Genomic DNA, 22,594 nt, shown 5'->3' with positions numbered 1-22,594 from the left:
AAATAATGCAGATGGCGAGGAGACCGTTCATGCGGCCACATATGGGCTATGAGGCGGCCCGGCGTCAAGGGAGCCGCGAAAATGCCGCTTTATGTCCGCAAAGCGCGGCCACCTCGCCTTGATGGTTCGTCATCCTTAACCTTTTGAGTTCAATTTGGAACCCGGCGGTCCCCCCAGCCCCGGTGTTTTTCATGCGATCCTTGCTCGCGCTCATTTCCAGCGCCTCCATCCTTACGGCATCCAGCGCTTTCGCCGAGACCCGCGTCTTCATCATCGCCAACCAGGCGGACGGCTACGGCGTCGACAAGTGCCTCGCCAAGGGCGACAAATGCGGCGCCCAGGTCGCGCGAACCTATTGCCAATCACGCGATTTTGCCCAGGCCTCGGCCTATCGCCGGGTCGATCCCGACGAAATTACCGGCTCTGTCCCCAAAACCGGCGCAAACTGCTCCCATGGCCATTGCGACGAATATGTTGCAATCACCTGCCAGCGCTGAATTCGCTCGGAGCTGGCGGACCTTAGGACCAGTCTCCGGCTCCTGAAACGACGTGACGATGCCGCAGGAAGCGGCTATGGGAGGGCGCGCTTCGGCCCTCCAGAGTCACATTGGGCCGTGACCTCGCTAGAATGGCGGATATGCCTGAATTTTTGTCGCTCTCCCGTGCCCGCTTGATCCTTGCCTGCACCGTGCTTCTGAGCACCGTCTTGCTCGCCAACGGCGCTTTCGCGCAGGCCGGCCCGCCCGGTCCGCCGCCTCAGCCCGGCCAGAACGGGCTCGGAGCAAATCCGATGTGCGCGCGGCTGGAAGGCCAGCTCGCCGGGCTCGATCGTGGCGGCGGCGGTGGCGACCCCGCGCGTGAAGACCAGATCCGCCGCTATCAGGATTCCCAGGCCAAGCAGCAGGCCGAGCTCGACCGCGTCACCATGCAGGCCAAGCGCATGGGCTGCGATTCCTCCGGCTTCTTCTCGCTGTTCAACGGTCAGTCGGCGCAATGCGGTCCGGTCAACACCCAGATCCAGCAGATGCGCGCCAACCTGGATCAGATCACCGGCAATCTCGAACGCCTGCGGGCCGGCTCCGGCGGCTTCAGCCCGGAGCGCGACAACCAGCGCCGCTCGGTGCTGGCAGCGCTGGCGCAGAACAATTGCGGCCCGCAATATGCCAACGCCGCGCAATCGCAAGGCGGCGGCAACTTCCTGAGCAATCTGTTCGGCGGCAACAACCCCAACAATCCGCAAGGCGTGCCGCCCTCCGATCTCGGCCCGCAATCCGGCACCTATCGCACCGTGTGCGTGCGCACCTGCGACGGCGCCTATTTCCCGGTCTCGTTTGCAACCGTGCCGGCGCGCTTCCCCGACGACGAGAAGACCTGCAAGGCGCTGTGCCCGGCCGCGGAAGCCGTGCTCTACACCCATCGCAATCCCGGCGAAGACATGAACTCGGCCGTCTCGACCAGCGGCCAGCCCTACACCGCGCTGCCGACGGCGTTCAAATTCCGCAGCGAGTTCAACCCGTCCTGCTCCTGCAAGGCCGCCGGCCAGACCTGGGCCGACGCGCTGAAATCGGCCGACGACAAGGCAGCGGTCGAGCAGCAGGGTGACATCATCGTCACCGAGGAGAGCGCCAGGAAGATGCAGCAGCAGCGGCTCACCAAGGGCACGCCTGCGGCCGCGACCAAGAAGGGCGCAGCCCCCGCGCCGGCAACGGCCAACGCGCCAGCTGCGGCACCGCCCGCGGACACCGGCACCGCCGCGACGGGCTCGGAGAACAAGCCGATCCGCTCGGTCGGGCCAAGCTTCCTTCCGCAGCAGCAGAAATAGGCCACTCCAAATTCGGTGTCATGCTCCGCGAAAGCGGGGCATCCAGTACTCAGCGGCGGGCATTTGTTTTCACGATGTCCGCCGCGGAGTACTGGATCATCCGCCTTCGCGGATGATGACAGCGGAATGGGTGGCTACCCCTCGAACGCGTCGATCGACGCCTTGCTCCCGCGTGACACCAGCGTCTCGTCGTGTGCCGGCAACGGCTCGCCCTTGTCGCGAAAGCGGTTGGTGATGGGATAGCGGCGGTCGCGGCCGAAATTCCTGGCCGTCACCTTCACGCCGGGCGCGGCCTGGCGGCGCTTGTATTCGGCGACGTTGAGGAGATGATCGATGCGGGTGACCGTCTCGCGGTCGAAGCCGGCAGCGATGATCTGATCGAGCGGCTCCTCGCGCTCGATGAGCGCTCGGAGAATCGCGTCGAGCACATCGTAAGGCGGCAACGAATCCTGATCGGTCTGGTTCTCGCGCAATTCCGCCGTCGGCGGACGCGTGATGATGTCGGGCGGAATGACCTCGCCTGCCGGCCCCAGCGCACCGTCGGGCTTCCAGCCGTTGCGCAACGCCGCGAGCCGAAACACCTGCGTCTTGTAGATGTCCTTGATCGGATTGAAGCCGCCGTTCATGTCGCCATAGAGCGTGGCGTAGCCGACCGACATTTCCGACTTGTTGCCTGTGGTCACCACCATCAGCCCGGTCTTGTTGGAGATCGCCATCAGCAGCGTGCCGCGGGTGCGGGCCTGGAGATTTTCCTCGGTGATGTCCGGCGGCAAATTCTTGAAGAGGCCGGAGAGGATGGTCTCGAAGCCGGTCACGGCTTCCGCGATCGGCAGCACCTCGTAGCGGATGCCGAGATGGCCGGCGAGCTCGCCGGCATCGGCAATCGAGTGTGCTGCGGTGTAGCGATAAGGCAGCATCACGCCATGCACCTGATCGGCGCCGAGCGCATCGACGGCGATCGCTGCGCAGAGAGCAGAGTCGATGCCGCCGGAAATGCCGAGCAGCACGCCGGGGAATCCGTTCTTGGCGACGTAGTCGCGCAAGCCCAGCACGCAGGCTGCGTAGTCGGCGCGGTCGCCCTCGGGCTGCTGCGCAATCGGCCCCGTGCAGCGCCAATCGTCACCATTGCGCGTGAAGCGCAGCGTCGTGATGCTCTCGGCGAACGCCGGCAATTGCGCCGCGAGCGAGAGATCGCCGTTGAGCACGAAGGAGGCGCCGTCGAACACCAGTTCGTCCTGGCCGCAGACCTGGTTGAGATAGACCAGCGGCAAGCCGCTTTCCGTCACCCGCGCGACCGCCACCGACAGGCGCACGTCGCTCTTGTCGCGGGCGTAAGGCGAGCCGTTCGGCACAAGAATGATTTCCGCACCGGTCTCGGCCAATGTCTCGACCACATTCTCGTAGTCCTCGGACTCTTCCAGCCAGATGTCCTCGCAGATCGGCACGCCGATGCGCACGCCGCGCACGGTCACGGGGCCCGCGGCAGGCCCGCGTGAAAACAGCCGCTTCTCGTCGAACACACCGTAATTCGGCAGATTGCATTTGAAGCGAAGCGCCGCGATGCGACCGCCGTCGAGCAGCGCGCAGGCATTATAGAGCCTGCCGTCCTCGACCCAGGGCGTGCCAACCAGCATTGCCGGGCCGCCGTCGGCCGTCTCGCGCGCGAGGCTCTCGATCGCGGCTCGGCAGGCAGCCTGGAACGCCGGCTTCTGCACCAGATCTTCCGGCGGATAGCCGACGATGAACAATTCCGGAAACAGCACGAGATCGGCGCCGTCGGACCTGGCTTGCGCGCGCGCCGCACGCGTCTTCGCAGCATTGCCCTCGATGTCGCCCATGGTCGGATTGAGCTGGGCGAGCGTGACCGCGAATGCATTGAGACGTTCGGTCATGGCCGCCTCGCTCCGATCAGAGCATGATCCGGAAAAGTGTGAAGCGGTTTCCGGAAAGATCATGCTCAAACAAAAAACTAAAGCGCGATGCGCGCTTTAGAGAAACCCCAGTCGCTCGACGATGGCGATGATCCAGAACGCGACGGCCATCAGGAGGGCAATGCCGACCGCGGCCGAGCCCATGTCCTTGACCCGCCCGATCTGCTTGTCGTGATCCATGGTCAGGCGGTCGGCGAGCTTCTCGATCGCGGTGTTCAGCAGCTCGACCGTCAGCACGAACGCAACCGAGCACACCAGCTCGACCGCGCGCATCGCAGTCGCACCGACGAACCATGCCAGCGGCAGCGACAGCAGGAGGGCAAAAATCTCCTCGCGAACGGCCTGCTCCGACCGGAACGCGAAAGCGAGACCGTTCCGGGAATTGATCGTGGCCTTCCAGATCCGCAGCAAGGTTTTAGAGCCCCGCTGCGACCGGCATCGGCCGGGCCTTGCCGGCGCGCTCCTGCTTGAGAAGCTCGGCGACCAGGAAAGCCATGTCGATGGACTGCTCGGCATTGAGGCGGGGATCGCAGACCGTGTGATAGCGGTCGTTGAGGTCCTCGTCGGTGATGGCGCGGGCGCCGCCGATGCACTCGGTGACGTCCTGACCGGTCATTTCCAGATGCACGCCGCCGGCATGAGTCCCTTCCGCCGCGTGGATCGTGAAGAACGACTTCACCTCCGACAACACGCGGTCGAACGGGCGCGTCTTGTAGCCCGATGTCGACGTGATGGTGTTGCCGTGCATGGGATCGCACGACCAGACCACGACCTTGCCCTCGCGCTTCACGGCGCGGATGAGGCCCGGCAGATGATCGGCGACCTTGTCGGAGCCGAAGCGGTTGATCAGCGTCAGCCGGCCCGGCTCGTTGTCGGGGTTTAGCACGTCGATCAGCTTCAACAGCTCGTCGGGCTTGAGCGACGGGCCGCATTTCAGGCCGATCGGGTTCTTGATGCCGCGGAAATATTCGACATGGCCGTGATCGAGCTGGCGGGTACGATCGCCGATCCAGATCATGTGGCCCGAGGTCGCGTACCAATCGCCGGTGGTGGAATCGACGCGGGTCATGGCCTGCTCGTAGCCGAGCAGCAGCGCCTCGTGACTGGTGTAGAAATCGGTGGCGCGCAGCTCCGGATGGCTCTCCAGGTCGAGGCCGCAGGCCTGCATGAAGTTGAGCGCGTCGGAGATGCGGTCAGCCAATTCCTTGTAGCGGCGGGACTGCGGCGAGTCCTTCAGGAAGCCGAGCATCCATTGATGCACGCTGCCGAGATTGGCGAAGCCGCCGGTCGCGAAGGCGCGCAGCAGGTTCAGCGTCGCGGCCGACTGGCGATAGGCCATCAGCTGGCGCTGCGGATCCGGCACGCGCGCGTCCTTGGTGAAGGCGATGTCGTTGACGATGTCGCCGCGATAGCTCGGCAGCTCGACGCCGTTGATCTTCTCGGTCGGCGACGAGCGCGGTTTTGCAAATTGGCCGGCAATGCGTCCAACTTTCACCACCGGCACCGCGCCGGCGTAGGTTAGCACCACCGCCATCTGCAGCAGCACGCGGAAGAAGTCGCGGATATTATTGGCGCCGTGCTCGGCAAAGCTCTCGGCGCAGTCGCCGCCCTGGAGCAGGAAGGCCTCGCCGGCCGCAACGCGGGCCAGCGACTTCTTCAGATTGCGCGCCTCGCCCGCGAACACCAGCGGCGGGAAGGTCGCAAGCTGCGCCTCCACGTCGGCCAAAACCTTGGTGTCGGGATAGTCGGGCACCTGTAGCACCGGCTTGCTGCGCCAGGACTCGGGCGTCCACCGCTCGGACATCGCAATCTCTCCGTGAAGCAAAAAGTGCAACCTGATCTGTGGGTTGCGAGGGCCGCCTTATACACAGGCTCGCCCCGGGCCGCCAGTTGTAAATCCATTCCGCATTGCAAACCCTTGCAGCGAAAGCCGAATTCGCATTTGCTAGGGACCGCAGAAGAAACGGACAGCACACCCTCCGCCCATGGACGCCGCACTGGACGACGTTTTCATCGACGAGATCAGCTTCCCGGCGACCGACGGGTATGCGCTGACCGGCGACCTGTTCCTGCCCCGCGGCACCAAGCGCTATGCCGTGCTGATCAATTCGGCCACCGCCGTCCCGCGAAAAATCTACAAGGGCTTTGCCTCCTATCTCGCCCATCGCGGCTGCGCGGTCATGACCTACGACTACCGCGGCATCGGCGACTCCCGGCTGCCTGCGATGGTCGGCTACAACCGGCCGAAATCGCTGGTCGGCTTCAAGGCCTCGATGTCGGACTGGGCCGCGCAGGACGTCACCGCCGCGGTGCGCTGGATGCGCGAGCGTTACACCACCCTGCCGCTTGCCTATATCGGCCATTCCTTCGGCGGCCAGGCGCTCGGACTGATCGCCAACAACAGCGAGATCTCGCGCGCCGCCTTCGTGGCCTCGCAGGCCGCGACCTGGCGGCTGATGACGTCGCCGGAAAAATACCGCGTGTTCGCCTTCATGAATTTTGTCGGCGTGCCGCTGGTTCACGCGCTCGGCTACGCGCCGGGCTGGGCCGGCATCGGCGAGGACCTGCCCAAGGGCGTCTTCCTGCAATGGGCCGACTGGGTCTCCAACCCCCGCTATCTCTTCGATTCAAAGCTGCCGGCGCTGGAGAATTTCGCGAAGTACAAAGGCGAGCTGCGCGCGCTGTGCTTCTCCGACGACCCCTGGGCGACGCGGCCCGCGGTCGAGCTGCTGACGAGCGGATTCACCGCGATCAAGCCGGAGGTGCTGACGGTGAAGCCGTCCGACGTCGGCGCCGGGACGATCGGCCATTTCGGCTTCTTCCGCCCCGAGCACCGCGACACGCTCTGGCGCGGCGTTGCGGAATGGATCCAGGGGGAAGCTTAGCGGATGATCGTCGTCAGCGACGAGTAACGCCTGTTCGGCTTGGCTTCGCCCGCCGAGAACTGTGCGAAGGCATCGCTGACGCGTTTGGCCGGCGTGGTGCCGTCGGCAAAGCGGAATTCCCTAGGCTTCGGCGCATAGAAGCTGGCGCTGTAATAATTGTCGTCGAAGCGCTGGTCGCCGACGCCGAACAATGCGTCGCAGACAAACAGGAGCGCGTAGACTCCCGCAACCGCCGCGACGATCTCCCTGAAAATTGACATGCTGAAACCCCACCCTGTTGCGGGCAGCATGCAGATCGGTTCCAAAGCCGAGGTTTAAAGCGCCATGCTTCTTGTCCGCAGGGTTTGCCGCCCCTGAGCGGAATGCAGACAATTTTATCGATCTCAAAAAGAGAGCCCGCCTGACCGGATCAGGCGGGCCCAGGAATGGCCGATCGGGAGGTACTCAGACGGCCAGATTCATCCACACAGCCTTGGGCTCGGTGAAATTGTCGAGCGCGGCGGTGCCGTGCTCGCGGCCGAGGCCGGAGTCGCGCTCGCCGCCCCAGGGCAGCCGCACGTCGGTGTAGCCATAGGTGTTCATCCAGACCGTGCCCGCGCGCGCCCGCTTGGCGAAGCGCTGGAGCTTGCCGATATCGCGGCTCCAGACGCCGGCGGCGAGACTGTAGGCCGTGCCGTTCGCGATCCGCAGCGCATCAGCCTCATCCCTGAACTTGATGACGCTGACGACGGGCCCAAAAATCTCCTCCTGCGAGATCCGCATCTCGTGTGCGACATCGGCGAACACGGTGGGACTGATGAAATAGCCGCGATCGCCGACACGCTGGCCGCCGGTGACGAGGGTCGCGCCCTCCTTCTGGCCGATATCGACATAGTCGAGGATCGACTTCATCTGCTTCTCGGAGATGACGGGGCCGAGCGCCGTCTTGCGATCGAGCGGATCGCCGATCTTGAGCGACTTCGCGCGCGCCGCGATCCGCTCGACGACCTCGTCATAGACCTTCTCCTGCACCAGCACGCGGGAGCCGGCCGAGCAGACCTGGCCCGCATTGAAGAAGATGCCGGAGCCGGCCGCCTTGCTGGCGGCTTCGAGATCGGCGTCGTCGAAAATCACATTGGCCGACTTGCCGCCGAGCTCGAGCGAGACGCGCTTGAAATTGCTGGCCGCGCCTTTCATGATTCCGCGCCCCACGCCGGGCGAGCCGGTAAAGGTGACCTTGTCCACATCAGGATGATTGACCAGCGCGTCGCCGACGACGCGGCCCGGCCCGGTCACGACGTTGAAGACGCCCGCCGGCAGGCCCGCTTCGAGCGCGAGCTCGGCGATGCGCAGCGCCGATAGCGAGGTCAGCTCGGCCGGCTTCATCACAATGGTGCAGCCGCAGGCCAGCGCCGGCGCGAGCTTCCACATCCCGATCATCAGCGGGAAATTCCACGGCACGATCGCCGCGACCACGCCGACAGGCTCGCGCACGGTGTAGGTCAGGGCATCGTCGCGCACCGGCACGACGTCGCCGCTGATCTTGTCGGCCCAGCCGGCGTAATAGATCAGCGTGTCGACGGCGGCCGGAAAATCCTGGCGCATCGTCGCCGAGATCGGCTTGCCGGCATCGATCGATTCGAGCTCGATGATTTCTTCCGAGTTCTGCTTGAGCAGGTCCGCCCAGCGCAGCAGGATCTGGCCGCGCTCGGACGCCCGCATCGTGCGCCACGGGCCTTCGAACGCCCGCCGCGCGGCGGCGACCGCGTGCTCGACATCGGCTTCGCCGCCCTCGGCGACGACGGCGATGACCTGCCCGGTGGCGGGATTGAGGGATTTGAAGGTGCGGCCGGAGATCGCGGGGACGCGGCGGCCGTCGATCAGGAGATGCTGCGGCCGGGCCATGAATTCGGTGGCCGGCGAATGCGCAAAGTCATATGCAACAGACATCATATTTCCTCCGTTTCTGGTATACCAGACTAGGCGCCTATTGGCCGGAGTAAATATGATATGATGTGCAGATGGACGCCTCACATATGAAGCACAGTTCATAAGGATACCGGATGCTTCAGATCGAGATCGAGACCGTCTGGCGGTTTCGCCACGAGGGAAGCCCGCGCACCGTTGTCGTCATGCTGGGCGTCCTCAACGAAATCAGGAAGACCGGGAAGATCACCAGCGCCGCCAGCGACGCGCACCTTTCCTACCGTCATGTCTGGAATCTGATCGAGCAATGGTCGGAGTTCTTCGGCACGCCCCTCGTCGAGACCCAGCGCGGCAAGGGCTCGAAACTGACGCCGTTCGGCGAGCGGCTGGTGTGGGCCGGCGAGCGCATGCAGGCACGTCTCGGGCCGCAGCTCGATAACCTCGCGCAGGAGCTCGCCAGCGAGATCAAGCCGTTCCTGGAGCAGCGCCCGTCGGTGATCCGCGTCCACGCGAGCCACGGCTTTGCTGTGGCGAAGCTGCGCGAATTCCTCGACCGCGAGCCCGGCATCGGCGTCGATCTGCGCTACGTCAGCAACCAGCATTCGCTGGTCTCGCTGGCGCAAGGCGCGTGCGATCTCTCCGGCCTGCATCTGCCGCACGGCGCGCTGCGCGCGCAAGGCATCAAGGCCGCGCGCGAATGGCTCGACCCGCGCGAGGACCGCATCATCAGCTTCGTCACCCGCGAAATGGGACTGATGGTCGCGCGCGGAAATCCGCTGCGGATTGCGTCGCTCGATGACCTCACGAGGCCAAACGTCCGCTTCGTCAACCGCGACCATGATTCCGGCACGCGCCTGTTGTTCGATCAATTGCTCGCCGCGAACGGCATCGACGAGAGCAGGATCAACGGCGCGCAGCAGATCGAATTCACCCATGCCGCGGTCGCCGCCTATGTCGCCAGCGGCATGGCGGATGCGAGCTTCGGTGTCGAGGCGGCCGCCCGCCACTTCGGCCTCGATTTCATCCGCATCCTCACCGAGGATTATTTCTTCGTCTGCAAGCGCGCCTTTCTCGATACCAGGCCGATGCAGCGCATCCTCGAAATCATCCGCAGCGCCGATTTCCGCGCCGCCGTCGCCACCCTGCCCGGCTATGTGCCGTCGGATACGGGCACCGTCACCGGCGTGAAGGCGTTTCTGGAGATGCACGCCGTGCGGTGATGCACGGCGTCTTCGCCTTGTCCGCGGCGGGCAAGAGTGGCAATCTCTCCAGGCAGAGCCAAGAGACCCCGCCATGTCGCGCGCGAGCGCCAAATCGCTACCCCAACTGAGCCTTCGTATCGACCTCGACGGCGAGGACCGGATCGGACCCGGCAAGATCGAGCTGCTGGAGCAGATCCGCGAGCACGGCTCGATCTCGGCGGCCGGGCGCGCCATGGACATGTCCTACAAACGCGCCTGGGATCTCGTCGACGAGATCAACCGCATCTGCGGACGCGCCTCGGTCGAGCCGCAGGCCGGCGGCAAGAACGGCGGCGGCGCGATGCTGACGCCCTTCGGCGAAAAACTGGTCGCACGCTACCGCAAGATCGAACGCGACGCCGCCCGCGCTGTGCACAAGGAGCTGGAAGCGCTCAAGAGCGACATCTCCCGTTCGCGGAAGTCGTGACGGCGATCAGTTCGGCCGCACCGACATTTCCGGCATCGGCTGGGTCAGTGCTTCGCCCAGCAGCCCCTGCTCGTCCTTCGGAATCGAAAACCGCACCTTGAAGCCGTCCTCGGTCTGGAGCGTGATGATGCGCTGGGTCGTGTCGGTCGACTGCTCGATCGCCCAGGACGCCAGCGGATAGGCGTAGCGCAGGCTCTGGTCGCCATAGCGGGCCTTCAGCGCCGCCTCCAGCAACCCCGGAAGCGTCATGATCAGCGCGCCGACCTGGTTGAGGGAGACGCTGACCGCGGCAGGGTTACCCGCGACATCCTCGAAGCACAGCGAGATCGCGCCGCCATCGGACGCCACCTCGCAGGTCGTGAGTTGCCTCACCTTGATTTCCATCGCCGGTCCCGGAACGCAGGTCGCTATATCCATCACGATATATCGATAAGTCCACCCGCGTCCAGCCCCGCTTTTCTGGAATTGATCGAACAAGCCGCCATGGCCGGTTCGGCTATATCGTGATATATAGTTCGATATAACGAGGCCCGAACGGCCCGTTTCTGCAAGGGAGCGCAAAGCCTATGAGTGACTTCAATCTTCTCATCGACGGCAAGATGGTGCCCGGCGACATGACCATGCCGGTTCTCAATCCCGCGACCGAAGAGGTGGTGGCGCAATGTCCCCGCGCCTCGAAATCCCAGCTCGATACCGCCGTTGCCGCGGCGAAGGCCGCCTTCCCTGCCTGGGCCGCGACCTCAATGGAGGATCGGCGCAAGGTCGTGATGAAGATGGCCGACGTGATCGAGGCCAATTCGGGCGAGCTTGCGCGCCTTCTCACCAGCGAACAGGGCAAGCCGCTCGCGGACGCCACCGGCGAAGTGCTCGGCATGGCCGGCTTCTTTCGCTATCTCGGCTCGCTCGACCTGCCGATGAAGGTGATCGAGAATTCCGGCGACCGCAAGGTCGAGGCCTATCGCCGCCCGCTCGGCGTCGTCGGGGCCATCATCCCCTGGAACTATCCGCTCCTGATCCTCGCCTTCAAATTGCCCTCCGCGCTGCTCGCCGGCAACACGCTGGTGGTCAAGCCGGCCCCGACCACGCCGCTCGCGACCTTGCGCTTTGCCGAACTGATCAGGGACGTCGTGCCGAAAGGCGTGCTCAATTTCATCACCGACGCCAACGATCTCGGCGGCGAAATGACCAAGCACCCCGACATCCGCAAGATCTCGTTCACCGGCTCCACGGCCACCGGGCAGAAGGTGATGGCGAGCGCGGCGCAGACGCTCAAGCGCATCACGCTCGAGCTCGGTGGCAACGACGCCGGCATCGTGCTCGACGACGTCGATCCGAAGAAGGTCGCCCCCGGCATCTTCGAAGGCGCGTTCCAGAACTCCGGCCAGGTCTGCCTCGCCATCAAGCGGCTCTATGTGCACGAATCCGTCTATGACGAGCTCTGCAACGAGCTGGTCGCGATCGCCAAGGCCACGGTGGTCGACGACGGCTCCAAGCAGGGCACCAAGCTCGGGCCCCTCCAGAACAAGATGCAGTACGAGAAGGTGAAGACGTTCCTCGAGGACGCGCACAAGAACGGCAAGGTGGTCGCAGGCGGCGCCGCGATGGACCGCCCCGGCTATTTCATCGAGCCGACCATCGTGCGCGACATCCAGGAGGGATCGAAGCTGGTCGACGAGGAGCAGTTCGGCCCCGTGCTGCCGCTGATCAAATATTCCGACAAGGATGACGCGATCCGCCGCGCCAATGCCACCACCTATGGCCTTGGCGCATCGGTGTGGTCATCCGACATCAAGCGGGCGCACGAAGTCGCGACCCAGCTCGAGTCCGGCACGGTCTGGATCAACAAGCATCTCGACATGGCCCCGAACATCCCGTTCGGCGGCGCCAAGCAGTCGGGCATCGGCACCGAATTCGCCGAGGAAGGTCTCGCCGAATTCACCCAGCTCCAGATCATCAATGGCCCACCGGCGGCCTGATTCGACAATCGGGGCCGCAGCGGAATTGCCGCGGCCCCATTCTCTTTGCAACGAAGCGGAGGCGGACCATGTTCGATGCGCAAAGCGATCTCGCCGCCCTCGTCTACGAGACGCATCAGGATCCCGACGCCGTCTTGCGCAACTTCGCCGCGGATCTGAATGCGCGTGGCCTTCGCGTCATCGGCATGGTGCAGGCGGGCCAGTGTGCAGATTCCAGCCTATCGGCGGTCCTGCTTCACAGCGGCGAGAAACTTCTGCTGGCGCAGGATTTCGATCCGGCTACGCGAGGCTGCCGGCTCGATCTCGCGCGTTTGCAAAATGCCGGAGAGCGCATCGCAGACGCACTCTCGCACGGCGCCGATCTCGTCATCATCAACCGTTTTGGAAAGCGCGAGCGCGACGGCAAGGGCCTGTCCTGGCTGATCGAGCGCGCGCTTGACGCCGACATTCCCGTGCTGATCGCGGTCGGAAAGGACCACTTCGCCGACTGGATCAAATTTGCCGGCGGCATGAGCGTCAAGCTTGGTTGCGAGCGCGATGCGCTGGAGACGTGGTGGCATGGCATTTCAGCCGGCGACACGCACACGGACATCGGATCAAATCCGACGGTTTGCGAAATTCTCAAATAGCCGGTCAGATCGCCGGCTCGTCCTTCAGCGCCGAAATCACCTGTTCGCCCTGCGCAGTCAGGCGATAGGTCACGAGCGGACGGCTCGACGGCGGTTTTCGCGCGAGCTCGACGATATAGCCGCGCACCATCAGGGCTTCGAAGCTGCCGTAATAGCCGAACATGCTGATCTCGTTCTGCTTGAGCAGCTTGAACTCGCGCAACAGACGAATCTCGTTGCCCGAGAGCAGCGAGCGCCGCACGCGCTGCACGAACCGCGCGCGCTGCTCGAACCAGGCTTGATCAGGCAATTCGTGTGAGGCCGTCGCCGGATCGCGTTCGCAGGGACGCGACTCCGGTGCGATGTCGGCCAGGACTGGCGGAAGGCGCGGCATGCTGCTGACCACCGCGTCCTTGGCCACATCGAGCAAGGCGAGCGGCCAGCGCCGCTTGTTGTCCACCATCACAGGCGGCGGTACGACGTTGTCGCGCACCAATTGCTCGAAGCGGCCGGCGGTCACGCCAACATAGGCCGCAGCCCGGCGCCGATCGACCAGACGGGTGTCCCGCACGGCCTCGAGCTCGCAAGCAATGTTCTCGTCCACCCCAAATCTCCCGGCGCTTCGTTGCGCGGGCATGGCGCTTCCCCGGCAGGAGAGGCCAGACCGGCGGCGAACCTAGGTGGGAGGAGCGCTCTCGAAAAGCAGAGAATTTCGCACGGGTTGATGCCGTTTCGGCAACAGCTATAGTTCGACCCGGGGGTCCCATGCGCTTTCACTCACCTGCCATCCAGTACTTCAACGCCGTCCGCCGCACCGGCTCGATCCGGGCCGCGGCGCGCGTCCTGAACGTCGCCTCCTCGGCCGTCAGCCGCCAAATTCTCAAGCTGGAACAAGAGATTGGATCTCCCTTGTTCGAGCGCAATGCACGCGGCCTGACCTTGACGACGGTCGGCGAGATGCTGGCGCGGCACGTCATGAACGTGCTCCAGGACCTCGACCGCTTCCGCTCGGACGTCGCCTCCCTCTCCGGCGCCTGGCACGGCACGGTCAGCATCGCCTGCATCGAGTCACTCACCGAGTCGGTGCTGCCGGACCTCATCGCCGCGCATCGCGGGCGGGCTCGCCGCGTCAACTTCACCACCGAGGTGAAGGGATCCTCGGACGTGCTGGAAGCGCTCAGCCGCGGCGAGGCCGATATCGGCATTGCCATGGCGCTTCGCCATCCGCCGGACCTGCGCCAGGTCGCATTGAAGCGATTTCGCCTTGGCGCGGTGGTCGCGCGCGAGCACCCGCTGGCGCGCCGCAAGACGGTCACGCTGGCGCAATGCCTCGCCTTCCCCGTCATCCACGCGCTGCCGGAGCTGTCGATCTATCATCTGCTCCAGCCGATGATTGCCCAGCTCTCCGAGACGCCGGAGCCGGCGATCCAGGCCAACTCGATCGACCTGATGCGCGAGCTTGCCGCGCGCGGCGTCGGCGTCGCCTTTCAGACCCAGCTCGGCATCAGCAGGCTGTCGCGCGACGGCCGGCTCGTGTTCCTGCCGCTCGACAATGCCGGCAGCCCGGTCTGGTCCGACCTCGGCATCTATGTGCGCGCCGAACGCACCCTGCCCGCCCACACCGAGTCCTTTCTCCAAGAGCTGGTGCGCGAGCTCGGCGAGCGCGAGCGGCAAGAGAACGCGGCGTATCCGCAAGTTGCGTGATGAAAAGCAACCAACTCTCGATGCGCTTCGCTGGCAGTAGTTTCCCGGAATATGGCCGAAGGTCGGCTGTCTGATACCTTCCGTGGATTCAGCCCACTCACTTTATGTGCCCCGGGGATACCGACATGCCGCTAGGTCGGCTGAAGCCTTCGCGAGTCCTCGGCATCGAGCGCTTCTCGGACTTCGGCGAATTTCGCGCCAACGAAGTGCTCGGTCTCGGCACCTCTACGCCGCTGCGCCCGCGGGAATTCTCGCTGACACGCGCCATCCTGCCGCTCCGGGACGGGCTGTTCGTGTTTCAGCGCGCCTTCGCACGTGAGCTTGACGTCGATGTCGGCACCGATCGCGGCATCGGCCTCGTGGTGCCGTTCTCGTTTCACTCCGTCAGCAACGGCCGCGAGGTCGACAATTCGACGGTGAACGTTGTGCGCGGCAAGGTGCCGGTCAGGTCGATCGAGCGACAACCCAACACCTACCTGATGATGCGCTTCAACTCGGACATGCGTCATCGCGGCTGGGCGGATTACGACACAGGGCTCGGGTTCTTCCGCACACAGGACGATCCGATGGCGCGCCTGCGCGCCGCCATCGTGGAGATGTTCTCGCTGGCTTCGGACTGCAACGATCCCCGGGAGTTCGAAGCGAGCAACAGGCCGATCCAGGAAACGCTGCTCGCGGGCCTCGATGCCACTCTTGTTGCTGCCGACGCCCTGACCGCCCGGCGCGGATCGTATGACAGGCACCGCAAGCTGATCGCGCATCTCGACGACGTGGCTGCGCTGTTCGGCAGCAAGCCGCTCTACAGCGACGATCTCGCCGCCGCGCTCGGCGTGTCCGTTCGCACGCTCCAGATCGCGACGCAGGCGGTGCACGGCGTGAGCCTGCACCATTATCTGCGCCTCAAACGGTTATGGTCCGTTCGCGTGCAGCTCATGACCGGAGGCAATGGAATGACCGTGAAGGCCGCAGCGCTCGGCAACGGCTTCTGGCATCTCGGCGACTTCTCGCGGGGGTACAGACTGGCGTTCGGGGAAACGCCGTCCGAGACCCTGGCGAACGGGCGGCGCCCGTTTCACCTCGGCATCGGCGCCTGAGAGGGCAGATCGCCCTTCAGGCGTGACCGTTGCCCTTGCGGTGACCGTGCCCGCTCTCGCTGAGGCGGTCGACCCAGGCGATGCCGATCGCGGAGATGATGAAGGTCAGATGGATCAGGACCTGCCACATCACGCCGCTCTCGGTGAAATTGCTGCGCGTGGTGCCGAGATTGCCGGCCTCGATGAAGGTCCGCAGCAGCGAGATCGAGGAGATGCCGATGATCGCCATCGCCAGCTTGATCTTGAGCACGCTGGCGTTGACGTGGCTGAGCCATTCCGGCTCGTCCGGATGGCCGCTCAAATTCAGGCGCGAGACGAAGGTCTCGTAGCCGCCGACGATCACCATCACCAGCAGGTTCGAGATCATGACGACGTCGATCAGCCCGAGCACGACCAGCATGATCTGCTGCTCGCTGGCGTCGAACGAGTGCAGGACCAGGTGCCAGAGCTCCTTGAGGAACAGGAACACATAAACGGCCTGGGCCACGATCAGGCCGACATAGAGCGGCACCTGCAGCCAGCGCGAGCCGAAGATGAGCTGGGCAAACAGGCCGATCTGCGGGCGCGGCGCGGGGTGCGCCAAAGGTGCTTTGGGTTCAGACGTCATGGATCACTCCGGATTGCGGCAAAGAAGCGTCGCCTCAGAGACTCGCGATCACCGGCGCGAGCTCCATCGAGCCCCGATAGATCATTTCAAAGGCGACGTAAACGATGATGGCGAGGCCGACATAGGCGATCCAGCGCTGTTTCTGGAGCACCCGTCCCAGCAGGTCCGCGGCAATGCCCATCAGCGCGACTGACAGCACGAGACCGAAGACGAGGATATAGGGATGCTCGCGCGCGGCGCCCGCGACCGCGAGCACGTTGTCGAGCGACATCGAGACGTCGGCCGCGACGATCTGCAACGCCGCCTGCCGGAAGGTTTTTCGCGGCGCCTCTGCCGTGCTCACCCCGCCACCATGGCTGAACGCGAGTTGGTTCGCGTGCGCGGACTGCTCGCGCAGCTCGCGCCACATTTTCCAGCAGACCCAGAGCAGCAGCACGCCACCCGCGAGCAGCAGGCCGATCACCTGCAAAAGCTGCGTCGCGACGCCGGCAAAGACGATGCGCAGGCCGGTGGCGGCGACGATGCCGACGATGATGGCGCGGCGGCGCTGCTCGGCCGGCAGGCCGGCGGCGGCAAGGCCGATGACGACGGCGTTGTCGCCGGCCAGCACGAGGTCGATCAGGATAACCTGGAGCAGCGCGGACAGCGCGTCGGCGGTAATGAATTCAATCATGTTTGATCATTTTTCGATGCGGAGGGGTCGAGCCAGTGCGGCTTCTTCCGCTCGACCCAGCCCAGGGCCTTGGCGCGCAAAGAGCGGAGCGCCGGCACGTCTTCTGCGAGCAGGGCCAGGCCCAGCGGCAGCATCCAGACGCCAAGCACCGGCAGGAAGGAGAGCACGCCGCCGACGATGAGCAGCGCGCCCGATGGAATTCTCACCCAGCGGCTGGAGGGCTTGAGCAGATAGGTGACGGTGTTACCTATGCGCGGCGGCAGACGACGAACGAGCTTGTCCAGACGCGGGTCACCACCGGCCATCTTGCCGGTCGTGCTTCCCGCTCCCGTCGTCGATTCGTCCGATGCTGCGCTCATGCTCACTCCATTGGGTCCGGTGCGCTACTCGGCGCGCACCGCGTTAGGCGTCACCGGCTTCGCGCGCGGCAGCACCAGGGTCAGCAGGCGCAACAACTTGATCGCCTGCACTTCATGCGGATGTACGTCCTCGTCCGCGGCCGCGACGCGCTCCGACAGTTCCATCAGATGGGACGATAGCGACATGTTCGAAACCGGGCGCAGCGTGTCGATCACGACATTGGCAAAGTCCGGCTCCTCTAACCGTTCCGCCATCTCGTCGAAAATCGCGAACAGCCGCTCGTCGCTGACGTGCGGCGCCAATCCGCGATCCCGGATAAACCTGATGACCTCGTCGCGCTCGACCGGGGAGACGCGGCGGTCCGCCACGGCCACGAGCGCGCCGGCAATGACCAGCGCCACCGCGGCCTGCTCGTTCAGGGTGGACGGTTCGGTGATCTCGATTTCGATCGGATTTGAAGTGGCGACGTCAGACATCATAGCTCCTCAAGCTGGCGAAATGACCGCGCGGAGCTGCGATGGGGACGACGGGTCGGAGGGAGTTCAAGCAGGCCCGACGATCGGCCGATCCATCGCATTCGCGCGGGACAGGTCATCCGACATCGCGAGGTGCGCCGACATTGTCGGCATCCTCGCCAGAGGGGCCCGGATTCTTGTACGCATCAGAGATAAAGATGGGTGGCCCGGAATCAAGGCGAGCAGACTGCGACCAGCCGCCGCAGCGGGTTCCGTGGTAGCGATTTGGTTAAGCAGCTGTCCGCGCTATGCACCTGCGATACATCCTCGCTGTCATCGCCCGCGCGGCGGGCGATCCAGTACTCCGAGACGTCCGTAGTTCATCGAGAAGCCGCCGGCGTACTGGACTCCCCGCTTTCGCGGGGAATGACAGCGGAGTGGAGAGCGCTCGACCTACCCTACCCGCTCAACCAGATGCGCTCGCGACGGCGATGGATCGAACCGGTCACCGAAATACTGCGTCTCGTGCGCCACCAACCCATCACGGAATTCCATGATGCTGACGACGTAAGACGGCACGCCGTCATAGGACAGCACGAACTCGCTCACCCAGAGATCGCCGCCGCCGACGATCCGCTTCACCGTGAAGCGCTTCTTGTTCGGCTGCACGACGCGGCTTTCCTGAATTGTCCTGCGACCGCGAATGCGTTCGCCGGACTGCGGATAGTCGAGCACCGCGTCCTCGCGATAGATGTCATGCTCGGCCTCGAAATCGTTGGCGTCGGATGTGTCCCAATGGCGCTGGAGTGCCGCCAACATCGCCTGATCGTCCATCACGCTCTCCCGCCTTGCAGCTTCTCCCCTTCAGATTGGAGCGCGCACAGGCGCTGGCAAGGCCGCCTCGCAACGTCTAACAACGACTAACGCGCCAAATGGCCGGCCCGGATGCAGATTGACGATGGAGCAATCCGGAATCCGCCGGTTTGCGAGCCGCACGCATCGCGCACGGACTAGCCCATGGCCCGTCTTCTGTCCCTCAATGTCGGCCTGCCCCGCGATATCGCCTGGCAAGGCAGGACCGTGCATACCGGAATCTGGAAGGCCCCCGTCGACGGCCCGCGTCGGGTGCGCCGGCTCAACATCGACGGCGACGGCCAGGGCGATACGGCCGGCCACGGCGGCGAGCATCGCGCCGTGTTCGTCTACCAGGACGATTCCTATCGCTACTGGCAGAAGCAGCTGGACCGATCTGATCTCGTCCACGGTCAATTCGGTGAAAACTTCACGGTCGACGGCCTCCCCGACACGGAGGTGTGCATCGGAGACCGTTACAGGATCGGCTCCGCCGTGTTCGAGGTGACGCAGCCGCGCGTCACCTGCTACCGCCTCGGCATCCGCATGGAGGAGCCCGACATGGCTGCGCTGCTCGTCAGGCACGGCCGGCCCGGATTCTATTTTCGCGTGATCGAGGAAGGCGATGTCGAGGCCGGCGACGAGATCACGCAGATCGCCAGAGGGCCCGAGTGCATGAGCGTGCGCGAGATCAATGCCCTGCTCTATTTGCCGCCGCATCCGCGCGATCGCCTCGGACGCGCCATGAAAATTACGGCGCTGAGCCACGGCTGGCGTCACTCATTCGAGGCTTTGCTCGCTCAGAAGGACAATCCGGCCACGGGAAACGCCGGGCTTGGACCGGCGTCGAACCCGCCTCCGGCCTGGCGCGGCTTCCGGCCGTTTCGTGTCGCGCGCAAGATCGCCGAAAGCGGCACCGTGACGTCGCTGATCCTCGACCCCGCGGACGGACAGCCCGTGGCCGCTGCCCTGCCCGGTCAGTTCGTCATCGTGCGGCTCGGAGCATCCGGCAGCCCGGCGATGACGCGCAGCTATTCGCTGTCGAGCCGCACTGACGCCGCGCGCTATCGCATCAGCATCAAGCGGGAAGCGCACGGCGCGGCCAGCAGCTACGTCGCTGACGCGATGAAAATCGGCGACGTGGTGCAACTGAGCGCTCCACGCGGGAACTTTACGCTGCGGCAAGACGCGAATCCGGTCGTCTTGCTGAGTGCCGGGATCGGCATCACGCCGGTGCTCGCGATGCTCCACACGCTCGCGGCCGAAGCAACGACACGGGAGGTCTGGTGGCTGCACGGCACCCGCAACGGCCGCGACCATGCGTTCGCCACTGAGGCGCGCGATCTGTTGACGGGGCTTGCGCATCCTCACCGTCATGTCTGCTACAGCGCGCCCGATCCGAACGATCGTCCCGGGCTGGATTACGACAGCACCGGACATCTGGATTCGCAGCTGCTGGAGCGGCTCGGCATACCGCGCGACGGCGACTTTTACCTCTGCGGCCCAGCCGCCTTCATGAGCGATCTCACGCGCGGGCTCGCCACGTTCGGCGTCGCGCCAGATCGGATCCACAGTGAAATGTTCGGCGCTGGACCATCGTTGACGCCCGGCATAGCGCCCTCCCCGCAGAAGCAAGCGCACTTGCCTTCCGGGTCACCCGGCCCGGGCCCGATGGTGTCGTTCGCCCGCAGCGGCCTTAACGTCTGCTGGGGACCTTCCTATGCCAGCCTGCTCGAGCTGGCCGAAGCATGCGACGTTCCCGTGCGCTGGTCGTGCCGGACCGGGGTGTGCCACAATTGCGAGAGCGGGCTGGTGTCAGGCGCAGTCAGCTATGCACCGGAGCCGCTCGACGCACCGGCGGAGGGCAATGTGCTGATCTGCTGCGCGCGGCCGCAAGGCGACATCGTGATCGATCTCTAGGACTTGGGAGAGTTCAATGCGACCAGACATCATGCCGGGAGTGACCTTCCCGGACTACGAACTTAGCGACCACACCGGCAAGCACCGGAAGCTCTCCGAGCTGCAAGGCGGCGATCCCATGGTGCTGGTGCTCGGCCGCGGCGGGTTCTGTCCGAAGGATCGCCGCCAGGCCGAAGGCCTGCTGCAGCTCCATCGCGAGATGGAGGTCGGCTATTGCCGGATGGTGACGATCACCACCGACAACATCACCCAGACCAACGAATATCGCAGCGGCGTCGGGGCGCACTGGCCGTTCCTGTCGGATTCACGGCGGATCGTCCAGAAGGATCTCGACATCGCCGAATACACCGATCCCGTCCATAATCCGATGATCCCGCACGTCATCGTGCTGGAGCCCCGCTTGCGCGTTCACAAGATCTACAACGGCTACTGGTTCTTTGGCCGCCCGACCGTCGAAGAGCTGCGCCAGGATCTCCGGGCCGTCAGCATGAATTGCCGGCTGGACTGGGACATCACCGCGCCCGGGCTGAAGGCCCTCTGGGATCAGGGCCGCAAGGAGCATTTTTACCCCTACGGCAAGGCTTACGTCGAAACTCTCGGCGGACAGGATTAGACATACATTCCAGGTCGGGCGAATCCCTGCCTGGAGTGTGGATGATCCAGATGAAGACGATCCCAGGCGCTCGCGCCGGCCGCATGGGTGCGCGCGAAATTTACGAGGCGCTCCGGGACCAGATCACGGCGCGTGTCTACGGCAATGACGGGCTGCTGCCGTCGTCGCGTACCCTTGCGAACGAGATGGGCGTGGCGCGCTCGACCGTCACCGTCGCCTATGAGCAGCTCGCCGCCGAAGGATTCATCGAGACACGCCACGGCGCGCGGCCGCGCGTGGCCAGCGCCGTCGTCGAGCGCGGACGCACGCGCGCCGCATCGCGGCCGTCGGCGCGGAAAGTTCGGCTATCGGCCTTCGGTGAGCGGCTGCGGTCGGATCCGCCGCGCTGGACCGAGCCGCCGCGCGGCCTCGTCGCGAATTTCCGCTACGGCGAGCTTTCGCCGTCGGACTTCCCGGTGCTGGCGTGGAAGAAAGCCGTGACGGCTGCGATGGCGCGCAAGCCGGAGCGTCTCGCCTATGACGATCCCTGCGGTTCGCTGCGGCTGCGGACCGCGCTTCAGGCCTATCTGTGGCGATCGCGCAGCATCCGCTGCGACGTCGACCAGATCGTGGTCGTGAACGGCTCGCAGCAGGGCCTCGACATCTGCGCGCGGCTGTTGCTCGATTCCGGCGACCGTTTCGTGATGGAAGACCCCGGCTACCAGATGGCGCGCCACACCTTTGCGGCGACCGGCGCCGGCACGGTGCCGATTCCCGTCGATACGGATGGACTGGAGACGGCGCGGCTCGACGGCGTCGAAGCCCGCCTCGCTTATGTGACGCCGTCGCATCAATATCCGCTCGGCGGCGTCATGCCGATCGGACGCCGGCACCAATTGCTCGCCTGGGCGCGGAAAGCCGACGCCTATGTGATCGAGGACGATTACGACAGCGAGTATCGCTACGACACCAAGCCGATTCCGCCGCTGCATGCGCTGGAAGGCAGCGACAATGTGATCTATCTCGGCACCGTCTCCAAGACGCTCTCGCCCACCTTGCGGATCGGGTATCTGGTCGTACCCGCCGCGCTGCGATCCCTGTTTGCCGCCGCCAAGCAGATCATGGACCGGCACACGCCGCTGATCGAACAGGAGGCGCTCGCCGCGATGCTGGAGAGCGGCACCTATGAAAGCCACATCAGGCGCGTTCGCCGGCGCAACGCCGAGCGTCAGCAGGCGCTGCTCGACGCCCTTCACCGCCGCTTCGGCGATCGCGTCAGGATCGAAGGCACCGCCGCCGGCCTGCACGTCGTGGCATGGTTCGACCATCTCCCGGTGAAGCGGGAAAGTGCGTTGGTCGAGGCGGCCCGCGCCAACGGTGTCGGCATCTATCCCGTCTCCGCGCTGTTCGCCGCATCCCGCCGAAAGATGGTCGGCCTCGTCATGGGTTATTCGGCGCTGGAGATCGCGCAGATCGAGCGGGGCTGCAAGCTGCTCGCGCAAGCTATGGATAAACTGGACTGACTATTTCGTAGATAACTGG

Annotated in this window: 24 protein-coding genes; 12 read left to right on the top strand and 12 right to left on the bottom strand. The window is 65.0% G+C overall.

Going from position 1 to position 22,594, the window contains the following annotated elements; all coding sequences use genetic code 11:
• Positions 1 to 191: 191 nt before the first annotated feature.
• Entirely contained in the window at positions 192 to 497 is a 306-nt protein-coding gene (locus AB7532_RS13670) for a hypothetical protein (protein ID WP_441235303.1), read from the top strand.
• A 131-nt stretch (positions 498 to 628) separates the two neighbouring features.
• Positions 629 to 1,822 (top strand): DUF2865 domain-containing protein, encoded by a 1,194-nt coding sequence (locus AB7532_RS13665; protein ID WP_441235302.1) that lies wholly within the window; start codon positions 629 to 631, stop codon positions 1,820 to 1,822.
• 134 nt (positions 1,823 to 1,956) lie between these two features.
• Here AB7532_RS13665 and AB7532_RS13660 read toward each other — a convergent pair whose 3' ends face one another.
• The 3 genes from AB7532_RS13660 to AB7532_RS13650 all read right to left on the bottom strand — a co-directional run bounded on the left by AB7532_RS13660 (position 1,957) and on the right by AB7532_RS13650 (position 5,557).
• Positions 1,957 to 3,714: an NAD+ synthase gene (locus tag AB7532_RS13660; RefSeq protein ID WP_441235301.1), complete on the bottom strand. Its 1,758-nt coding sequence runs from the start codon at positions 3,712 to 3,714 to the stop codon at positions 1,957 to 1,959.
• Positions 3,715 to 3,810: 96 nt separating this feature from the next.
• Positions 3,811 to 4,164 carry a diacylglycerol kinase gene (locus tag AB7532_RS13655; protein ID WP_441235300.1) on the bottom strand — a complete coding sequence of 118 codons (354 nt, stop codon included), beginning with the start codon at positions 4,162 to 4,164 and terminating at the stop codon, positions 3,811 to 3,813.
• Between the two features lie 4 nt (positions 4,165 to 4,168).
• Entirely contained in the window at positions 4,169 to 5,557 is a 1,389-nt protein-coding gene (locus AB7532_RS13650) for a class II 3-deoxy-7-phosphoheptulonate synthase (RefSeq protein ID WP_441235299.1), read from the bottom strand.
• A gap of 181 nt (positions 5,558 to 5,738) precedes the next feature.
• On the opposite strand from AB7532_RS13650, the gene AB7532_RS13645 reads away from it, so the two are divergent.
• Positions 5,739 to 6,638, top strand: coding sequence for an alpha/beta hydrolase family protein (locus AB7532_RS13645; RefSeq protein WP_441235298.1), 900 nt, complete (start codon positions 5,739 to 5,741; stop codon positions 6,636 to 6,638).
• On the opposite strand, the gene AB7532_RS13640 is transcribed toward AB7532_RS13645, so the two are convergent.
• A complete protein-coding gene (locus AB7532_RS13640) occupies positions 6,635 to 6,898 on the bottom strand; it encodes a hypothetical protein (protein ID WP_441235297.1) in 264 nt (87 codons plus the stop codon). The two genes, AB7532_RS13645 and AB7532_RS13640, sit on opposite strands and share 4 nt — an antisense overlap.
• A 184-nt stretch (positions 6,899 to 7,082) precedes the next feature.
• Positions 7,083 to 8,567, bottom strand: coding sequence for an aldehyde dehydrogenase family protein (locus AB7532_RS13635; RefSeq protein WP_441239268.1), 1,485 nt, complete (start codon positions 8,565 to 8,567; stop codon positions 7,083 to 7,085).
• 113 nt (positions 8,568 to 8,680) lie between these two features.
• Between AB7532_RS13635 and AB7532_RS13630 the strand changes: the two genes are divergently transcribed.
• Together AB7532_RS13630 and AB7532_RS13625 are read left to right on the top strand one after the other, a co-directional pair.
• Positions 8,681 to 9,763: a substrate-binding domain-containing protein gene (locus AB7532_RS13630; RefSeq protein WP_441235296.1), complete on the top strand. Its 1,083-nt coding sequence runs from the start codon at positions 8,681 to 8,683 to the stop codon at positions 9,761 to 9,763.
• A 73-nt stretch (positions 9,764 to 9,836) separates the two neighbouring features.
• Entirely contained in the window at positions 9,837 to 10,211 is a 375-nt protein-coding gene (locus AB7532_RS13625) for a winged helix-turn-helix domain-containing protein (RefSeq protein ID WP_441235295.1), read from the top strand.
• Between the two features lie 6 nt (positions 10,212 to 10,217).
• Here AB7532_RS13625 and AB7532_RS13620 read toward each other — a convergent pair whose 3' ends face one another.
• On the bottom strand, positions 10,218 to 10,595 hold the full coding sequence (locus AB7532_RS13620; protein WP_441239267.1) for a hypothetical protein: 378 nt from the start codon (positions 10,593 to 10,595) through the stop codon (positions 10,218 to 10,220).
• Positions 10,596 to 10,777: 182 nt separating this feature from the next.
• Here AB7532_RS13620 and AB7532_RS13615 point away from each other — a divergent pair, with 182 nt between their 5' ends.
• Both AB7532_RS13615 and AB7532_RS13610 read left to right on the top strand, forming a co-directional pair.
• Complete coding sequence (locus AB7532_RS13615; protein WP_441235294.1) at positions 10,778 to 12,187, top strand: aldehyde dehydrogenase family protein; 1,410 nt, start codon at positions 10,778 to 10,780, stop codon at positions 12,185 to 12,187.
• A gap of 68 nt (positions 12,188 to 12,255) precedes the next feature.
• Positions 12,256 to 12,816, top strand: a complete 561-nt coding sequence (locus AB7532_RS13610; RefSeq protein WP_441235293.1) for a DUF2478 domain-containing protein — start codon at positions 12,256 to 12,258, stop codon at positions 12,814 to 12,816.
• A 4-nt stretch (positions 12,817 to 12,820) separates the two neighbouring features.
• Here the strand turns inward: AB7532_RS13610 and AB7532_RS13605 are convergent, their stop codons facing one another.
• A complete protein-coding gene (locus AB7532_RS13605) occupies positions 12,821 to 13,399 on the bottom strand; it encodes a hypothetical protein (RefSeq protein WP_441235292.1) in 579 nt (192 codons plus the stop codon).
• A 161-nt stretch (positions 13,400 to 13,560) separates the two neighbouring features.
• Between AB7532_RS13605 and AB7532_RS13600 the strand changes: the two genes are divergently transcribed.
• Both AB7532_RS13600 and AB7532_RS13595 read left to right on the top strand, forming a co-directional pair.
• Positions 13,561 to 14,499: a LysR family transcriptional regulator gene (locus AB7532_RS13600; RefSeq protein ID WP_441235291.1), complete on the top strand. Its 939-nt coding sequence runs from the start codon at positions 13,561 to 13,563 to the stop codon at positions 14,497 to 14,499.
• A 125-nt stretch (positions 14,500 to 14,624) separates the two neighbouring features.
• A complete protein-coding gene (locus AB7532_RS13595) occupies positions 14,625 to 15,593 on the top strand; it encodes a helix-turn-helix domain-containing protein (RefSeq protein WP_441235290.1) in 969 nt (322 codons plus the stop codon).
• A 16-nt stretch (positions 15,594 to 15,609) separates the two neighbouring features.
• Here the strand turns inward: AB7532_RS13595 and AB7532_RS13590 are convergent, their stop codons facing one another.
• From AB7532_RS13590 to AB7532_RS13570, 5 genes are all read right to left on the bottom strand, one after another.
• Positions 15,610 to 16,200 carry a TIGR00645 family protein gene (locus AB7532_RS13590; protein ID WP_441235289.1) on the bottom strand — a complete coding sequence of 197 codons (591 nt, stop codon included), beginning with the start codon at positions 16,198 to 16,200 and terminating at the stop codon, positions 15,610 to 15,612.
• Between the two features lie 34 nt (positions 16,201 to 16,234).
• A complete protein-coding gene (locus tag AB7532_RS13585) occupies positions 16,235 to 16,873 on the bottom strand; it encodes a TerC family protein (RefSeq protein ID WP_441235288.1) in 639 nt (212 codons plus the stop codon).
• On the bottom strand, positions 16,870 to 17,232 hold the full coding sequence (locus tag AB7532_RS13580; protein ID WP_441235287.1) for a hypothetical protein: 363 nt from the start codon (positions 17,230 to 17,232) through the stop codon (positions 16,870 to 16,872). The genes AB7532_RS13585 and AB7532_RS13580 overlap by 4 nt, the downstream gene beginning before the upstream one ends.
• Positions 17,233 to 17,256: 24 nt before the next feature.
• Positions 17,257 to 17,709: a TerB family tellurite resistance protein gene (locus AB7532_RS13575; protein ID WP_441235286.1), complete on the bottom strand. Its 453-nt coding sequence runs from the start codon at positions 17,707 to 17,709 to the stop codon at positions 17,257 to 17,259.
• Between the two features lie 432 nt (positions 17,710 to 18,141).
• On the bottom strand, positions 18,142 to 18,522 hold the full coding sequence (locus AB7532_RS13570) for a nuclear transport factor 2 family protein (protein WP_441235285.1): 381 nt from the start codon (positions 18,520 to 18,522) through the stop codon (positions 18,142 to 18,144).
• Positions 18,523 to 18,705: 183 nt separating this feature from the next.
• Here AB7532_RS13570 and AB7532_RS13565 point away from each other — a divergent pair, with 183 nt between their 5' ends.
• The 3 genes from AB7532_RS13565 to pdxR are packed head-to-tail and all read left to right on the top strand — an operon-like array spanning position 18,706 to position 22,575.
• Positions 18,706 to 20,460 (top strand): MOSC domain-containing protein, encoded by a 1,755-nt coding sequence (locus AB7532_RS13565; protein ID WP_441235284.1) that lies wholly within the window; start codon positions 18,706 to 18,708, stop codon positions 20,458 to 20,460.
• Between the two features lie 16 nt (positions 20,461 to 20,476).
• Positions 20,477 to 21,073 carry a redoxin domain-containing protein gene (locus AB7532_RS13560; RefSeq protein ID WP_441235283.1) on the top strand — a complete coding sequence of 199 codons (597 nt, stop codon included), beginning with the start codon at positions 20,477 to 20,479 and terminating at the stop codon, positions 21,071 to 21,073.
• Positions 21,074 to 21,114: 41 nt separating this feature from the next.
• Positions 21,115 to 22,575, top strand: a complete 1,461-nt coding sequence (gene pdxR / locus AB7532_RS13555; RefSeq protein ID WP_441235282.1) for a MocR-like pyridoxine biosynthesis transcription factor PdxR — start codon at positions 21,115 to 21,117, stop codon at positions 22,573 to 22,575.
• Positions 22,576 to 22,594: the final 19 nt, after the last annotated feature.

It is taken from the genome of Bradyrhizobium sp. 930_D9_N1_4 (genome assembly GCF_052076015.1).
Lineage (GTDB): Bacteria > Pseudomonadota > Alphaproteobacteria > Rhizobiales > Xanthobacteraceae > Bradyrhizobium.
Note: the sequence above shows the minus strand (reverse complement) of the source record. Positions and strands in the feature narration are given on the sequence as shown.

What these genes read in the sequence shown, in the direction of transcription:
- AB7532_RS13670 (WP_441235303.1), top strand. Translation starts at nt 192, where the DNA reads ATGCGATCCTTGCTCGCGCTCATTTCCAGCGCCTCCATCCTTACGGCA.
- AB7532_RS13665 (WP_441235302.1), top strand. Translation starts at nt 629, where the DNA reads ATGGCGGATATGCCTGAATTTTTGTCGCTCTCCCGTGCCCGCTTGATC.
- AB7532_RS13660 (WP_441235301.1), bottom strand. Translation starts at nt 3,714, where the DNA reads ATGACCGAACGTCTCAATGCATTCGCGGTCACGCTCGCCCAGCTCAAT.
- AB7532_RS13650 (WP_441235299.1), bottom strand. Translation starts at nt 5,557, where the DNA reads ATGTCCGAGCGGTGGACGCCCGAGTCCTGGCGCAGCAAGCCGGTGCTA.
- AB7532_RS13645 (WP_441235298.1), top strand. Translation starts at nt 5,739, where the DNA reads ATGGACGCCGCACTGGACGACGTTTTCATCGACGAGATCAGCTTCCCG.
- AB7532_RS13640 (WP_441235297.1), bottom strand. Translation starts at nt 6,898, where the DNA reads ATGTCAATTTTCAGGGAGATCGTCGCGGCGGTTGCGGGAGTCTACGCG.
- AB7532_RS13635 (WP_441239268.1), bottom strand. Translation starts at nt 8,567, where the DNA reads ATGTCTGTTGCATATGACTTTGCGCATTCGCCGGCCACCGAATTCATG.
- AB7532_RS13630 (WP_441235296.1), top strand. Translation starts at nt 8,681, where the DNA reads ATGCTTCAGATCGAGATCGAGACCGTCTGGCGGTTTCGCCACGAGGGA.
- AB7532_RS13625 (WP_441235295.1), top strand. Translation starts at nt 9,837, where the DNA reads ATGTCGCGCGCGAGCGCCAAATCGCTACCCCAACTGAGCCTTCGTATC.
- AB7532_RS13620 (WP_441239267.1), bottom strand. Translation starts at nt 10,595, where the DNA reads ATGGAAATCAAGGTGAGGCAACTCACGACCTGCGAGGTGGCGTCCGAT.
- AB7532_RS13615 (WP_441235294.1), top strand. Translation starts at nt 10,778, where the DNA reads ATGAGTGACTTCAATCTTCTCATCGACGGCAAGATGGTGCCCGGCGAC.
- AB7532_RS13610 (WP_441235293.1), top strand. Translation starts at nt 12,256, where the DNA reads ATGTTCGATGCGCAAAGCGATCTCGCCGCCCTCGTCTACGAGACGCAT.
- AB7532_RS13600 (WP_441235291.1), top strand. Translation starts at nt 13,561, where the DNA reads ATGCGCTTTCACTCACCTGCCATCCAGTACTTCAACGCCGTCCGCCGC.
- AB7532_RS13595 (WP_441235290.1), top strand. Translation starts at nt 14,625, where the DNA reads ATGCCGCTAGGTCGGCTGAAGCCTTCGCGAGTCCTCGGCATCGAGCGC.
- AB7532_RS13590 (WP_441235289.1), bottom strand. Translation starts at nt 16,200, where the DNA reads ATGACGTCTGAACCCAAAGCACCTTTGGCGCACCCCGCGCCGCGCCCG.
- AB7532_RS13585 (WP_441235288.1), bottom strand. Translation starts at nt 16,873, where the DNA reads ATGATTGAATTCATTACCGCCGACGCGCTGTCCGCGCTGCTCCAGGTT.
- AB7532_RS13580 (WP_441235287.1), bottom strand. Translation starts at nt 17,232, where the DNA reads ATGAGCGCAGCATCGGACGAATCGACGACGGGAGCGGGAAGCACGACC.
- AB7532_RS13575 (WP_441235286.1), bottom strand. Translation starts at nt 17,709, where the DNA reads ATGTCTGACGTCGCCACTTCAAATCCGATCGAAATCGAGATCACCGAA.
- AB7532_RS13570 (WP_441235285.1), bottom strand. Translation starts at nt 18,522, where the DNA reads ATGGACGATCAGGCGATGTTGGCGGCACTCCAGCGCCATTGGGACACA.
- AB7532_RS13565 (WP_441235284.1), top strand. Translation starts at nt 18,706, where the DNA reads ATGGCCCGTCTTCTGTCCCTCAATGTCGGCCTGCCCCGCGATATCGCC.
- AB7532_RS13560 (WP_441235283.1), top strand. Translation starts at nt 20,477, where the DNA reads ATGCGACCAGACATCATGCCGGGAGTGACCTTCCCGGACTACGAACTT.
- pdxR (WP_441235282.1), top strand. Translation starts at nt 21,115, where the DNA reads ATGATCCAGATGAAGACGATCCCAGGCGCTCGCGCCGGCCGCATGGGT.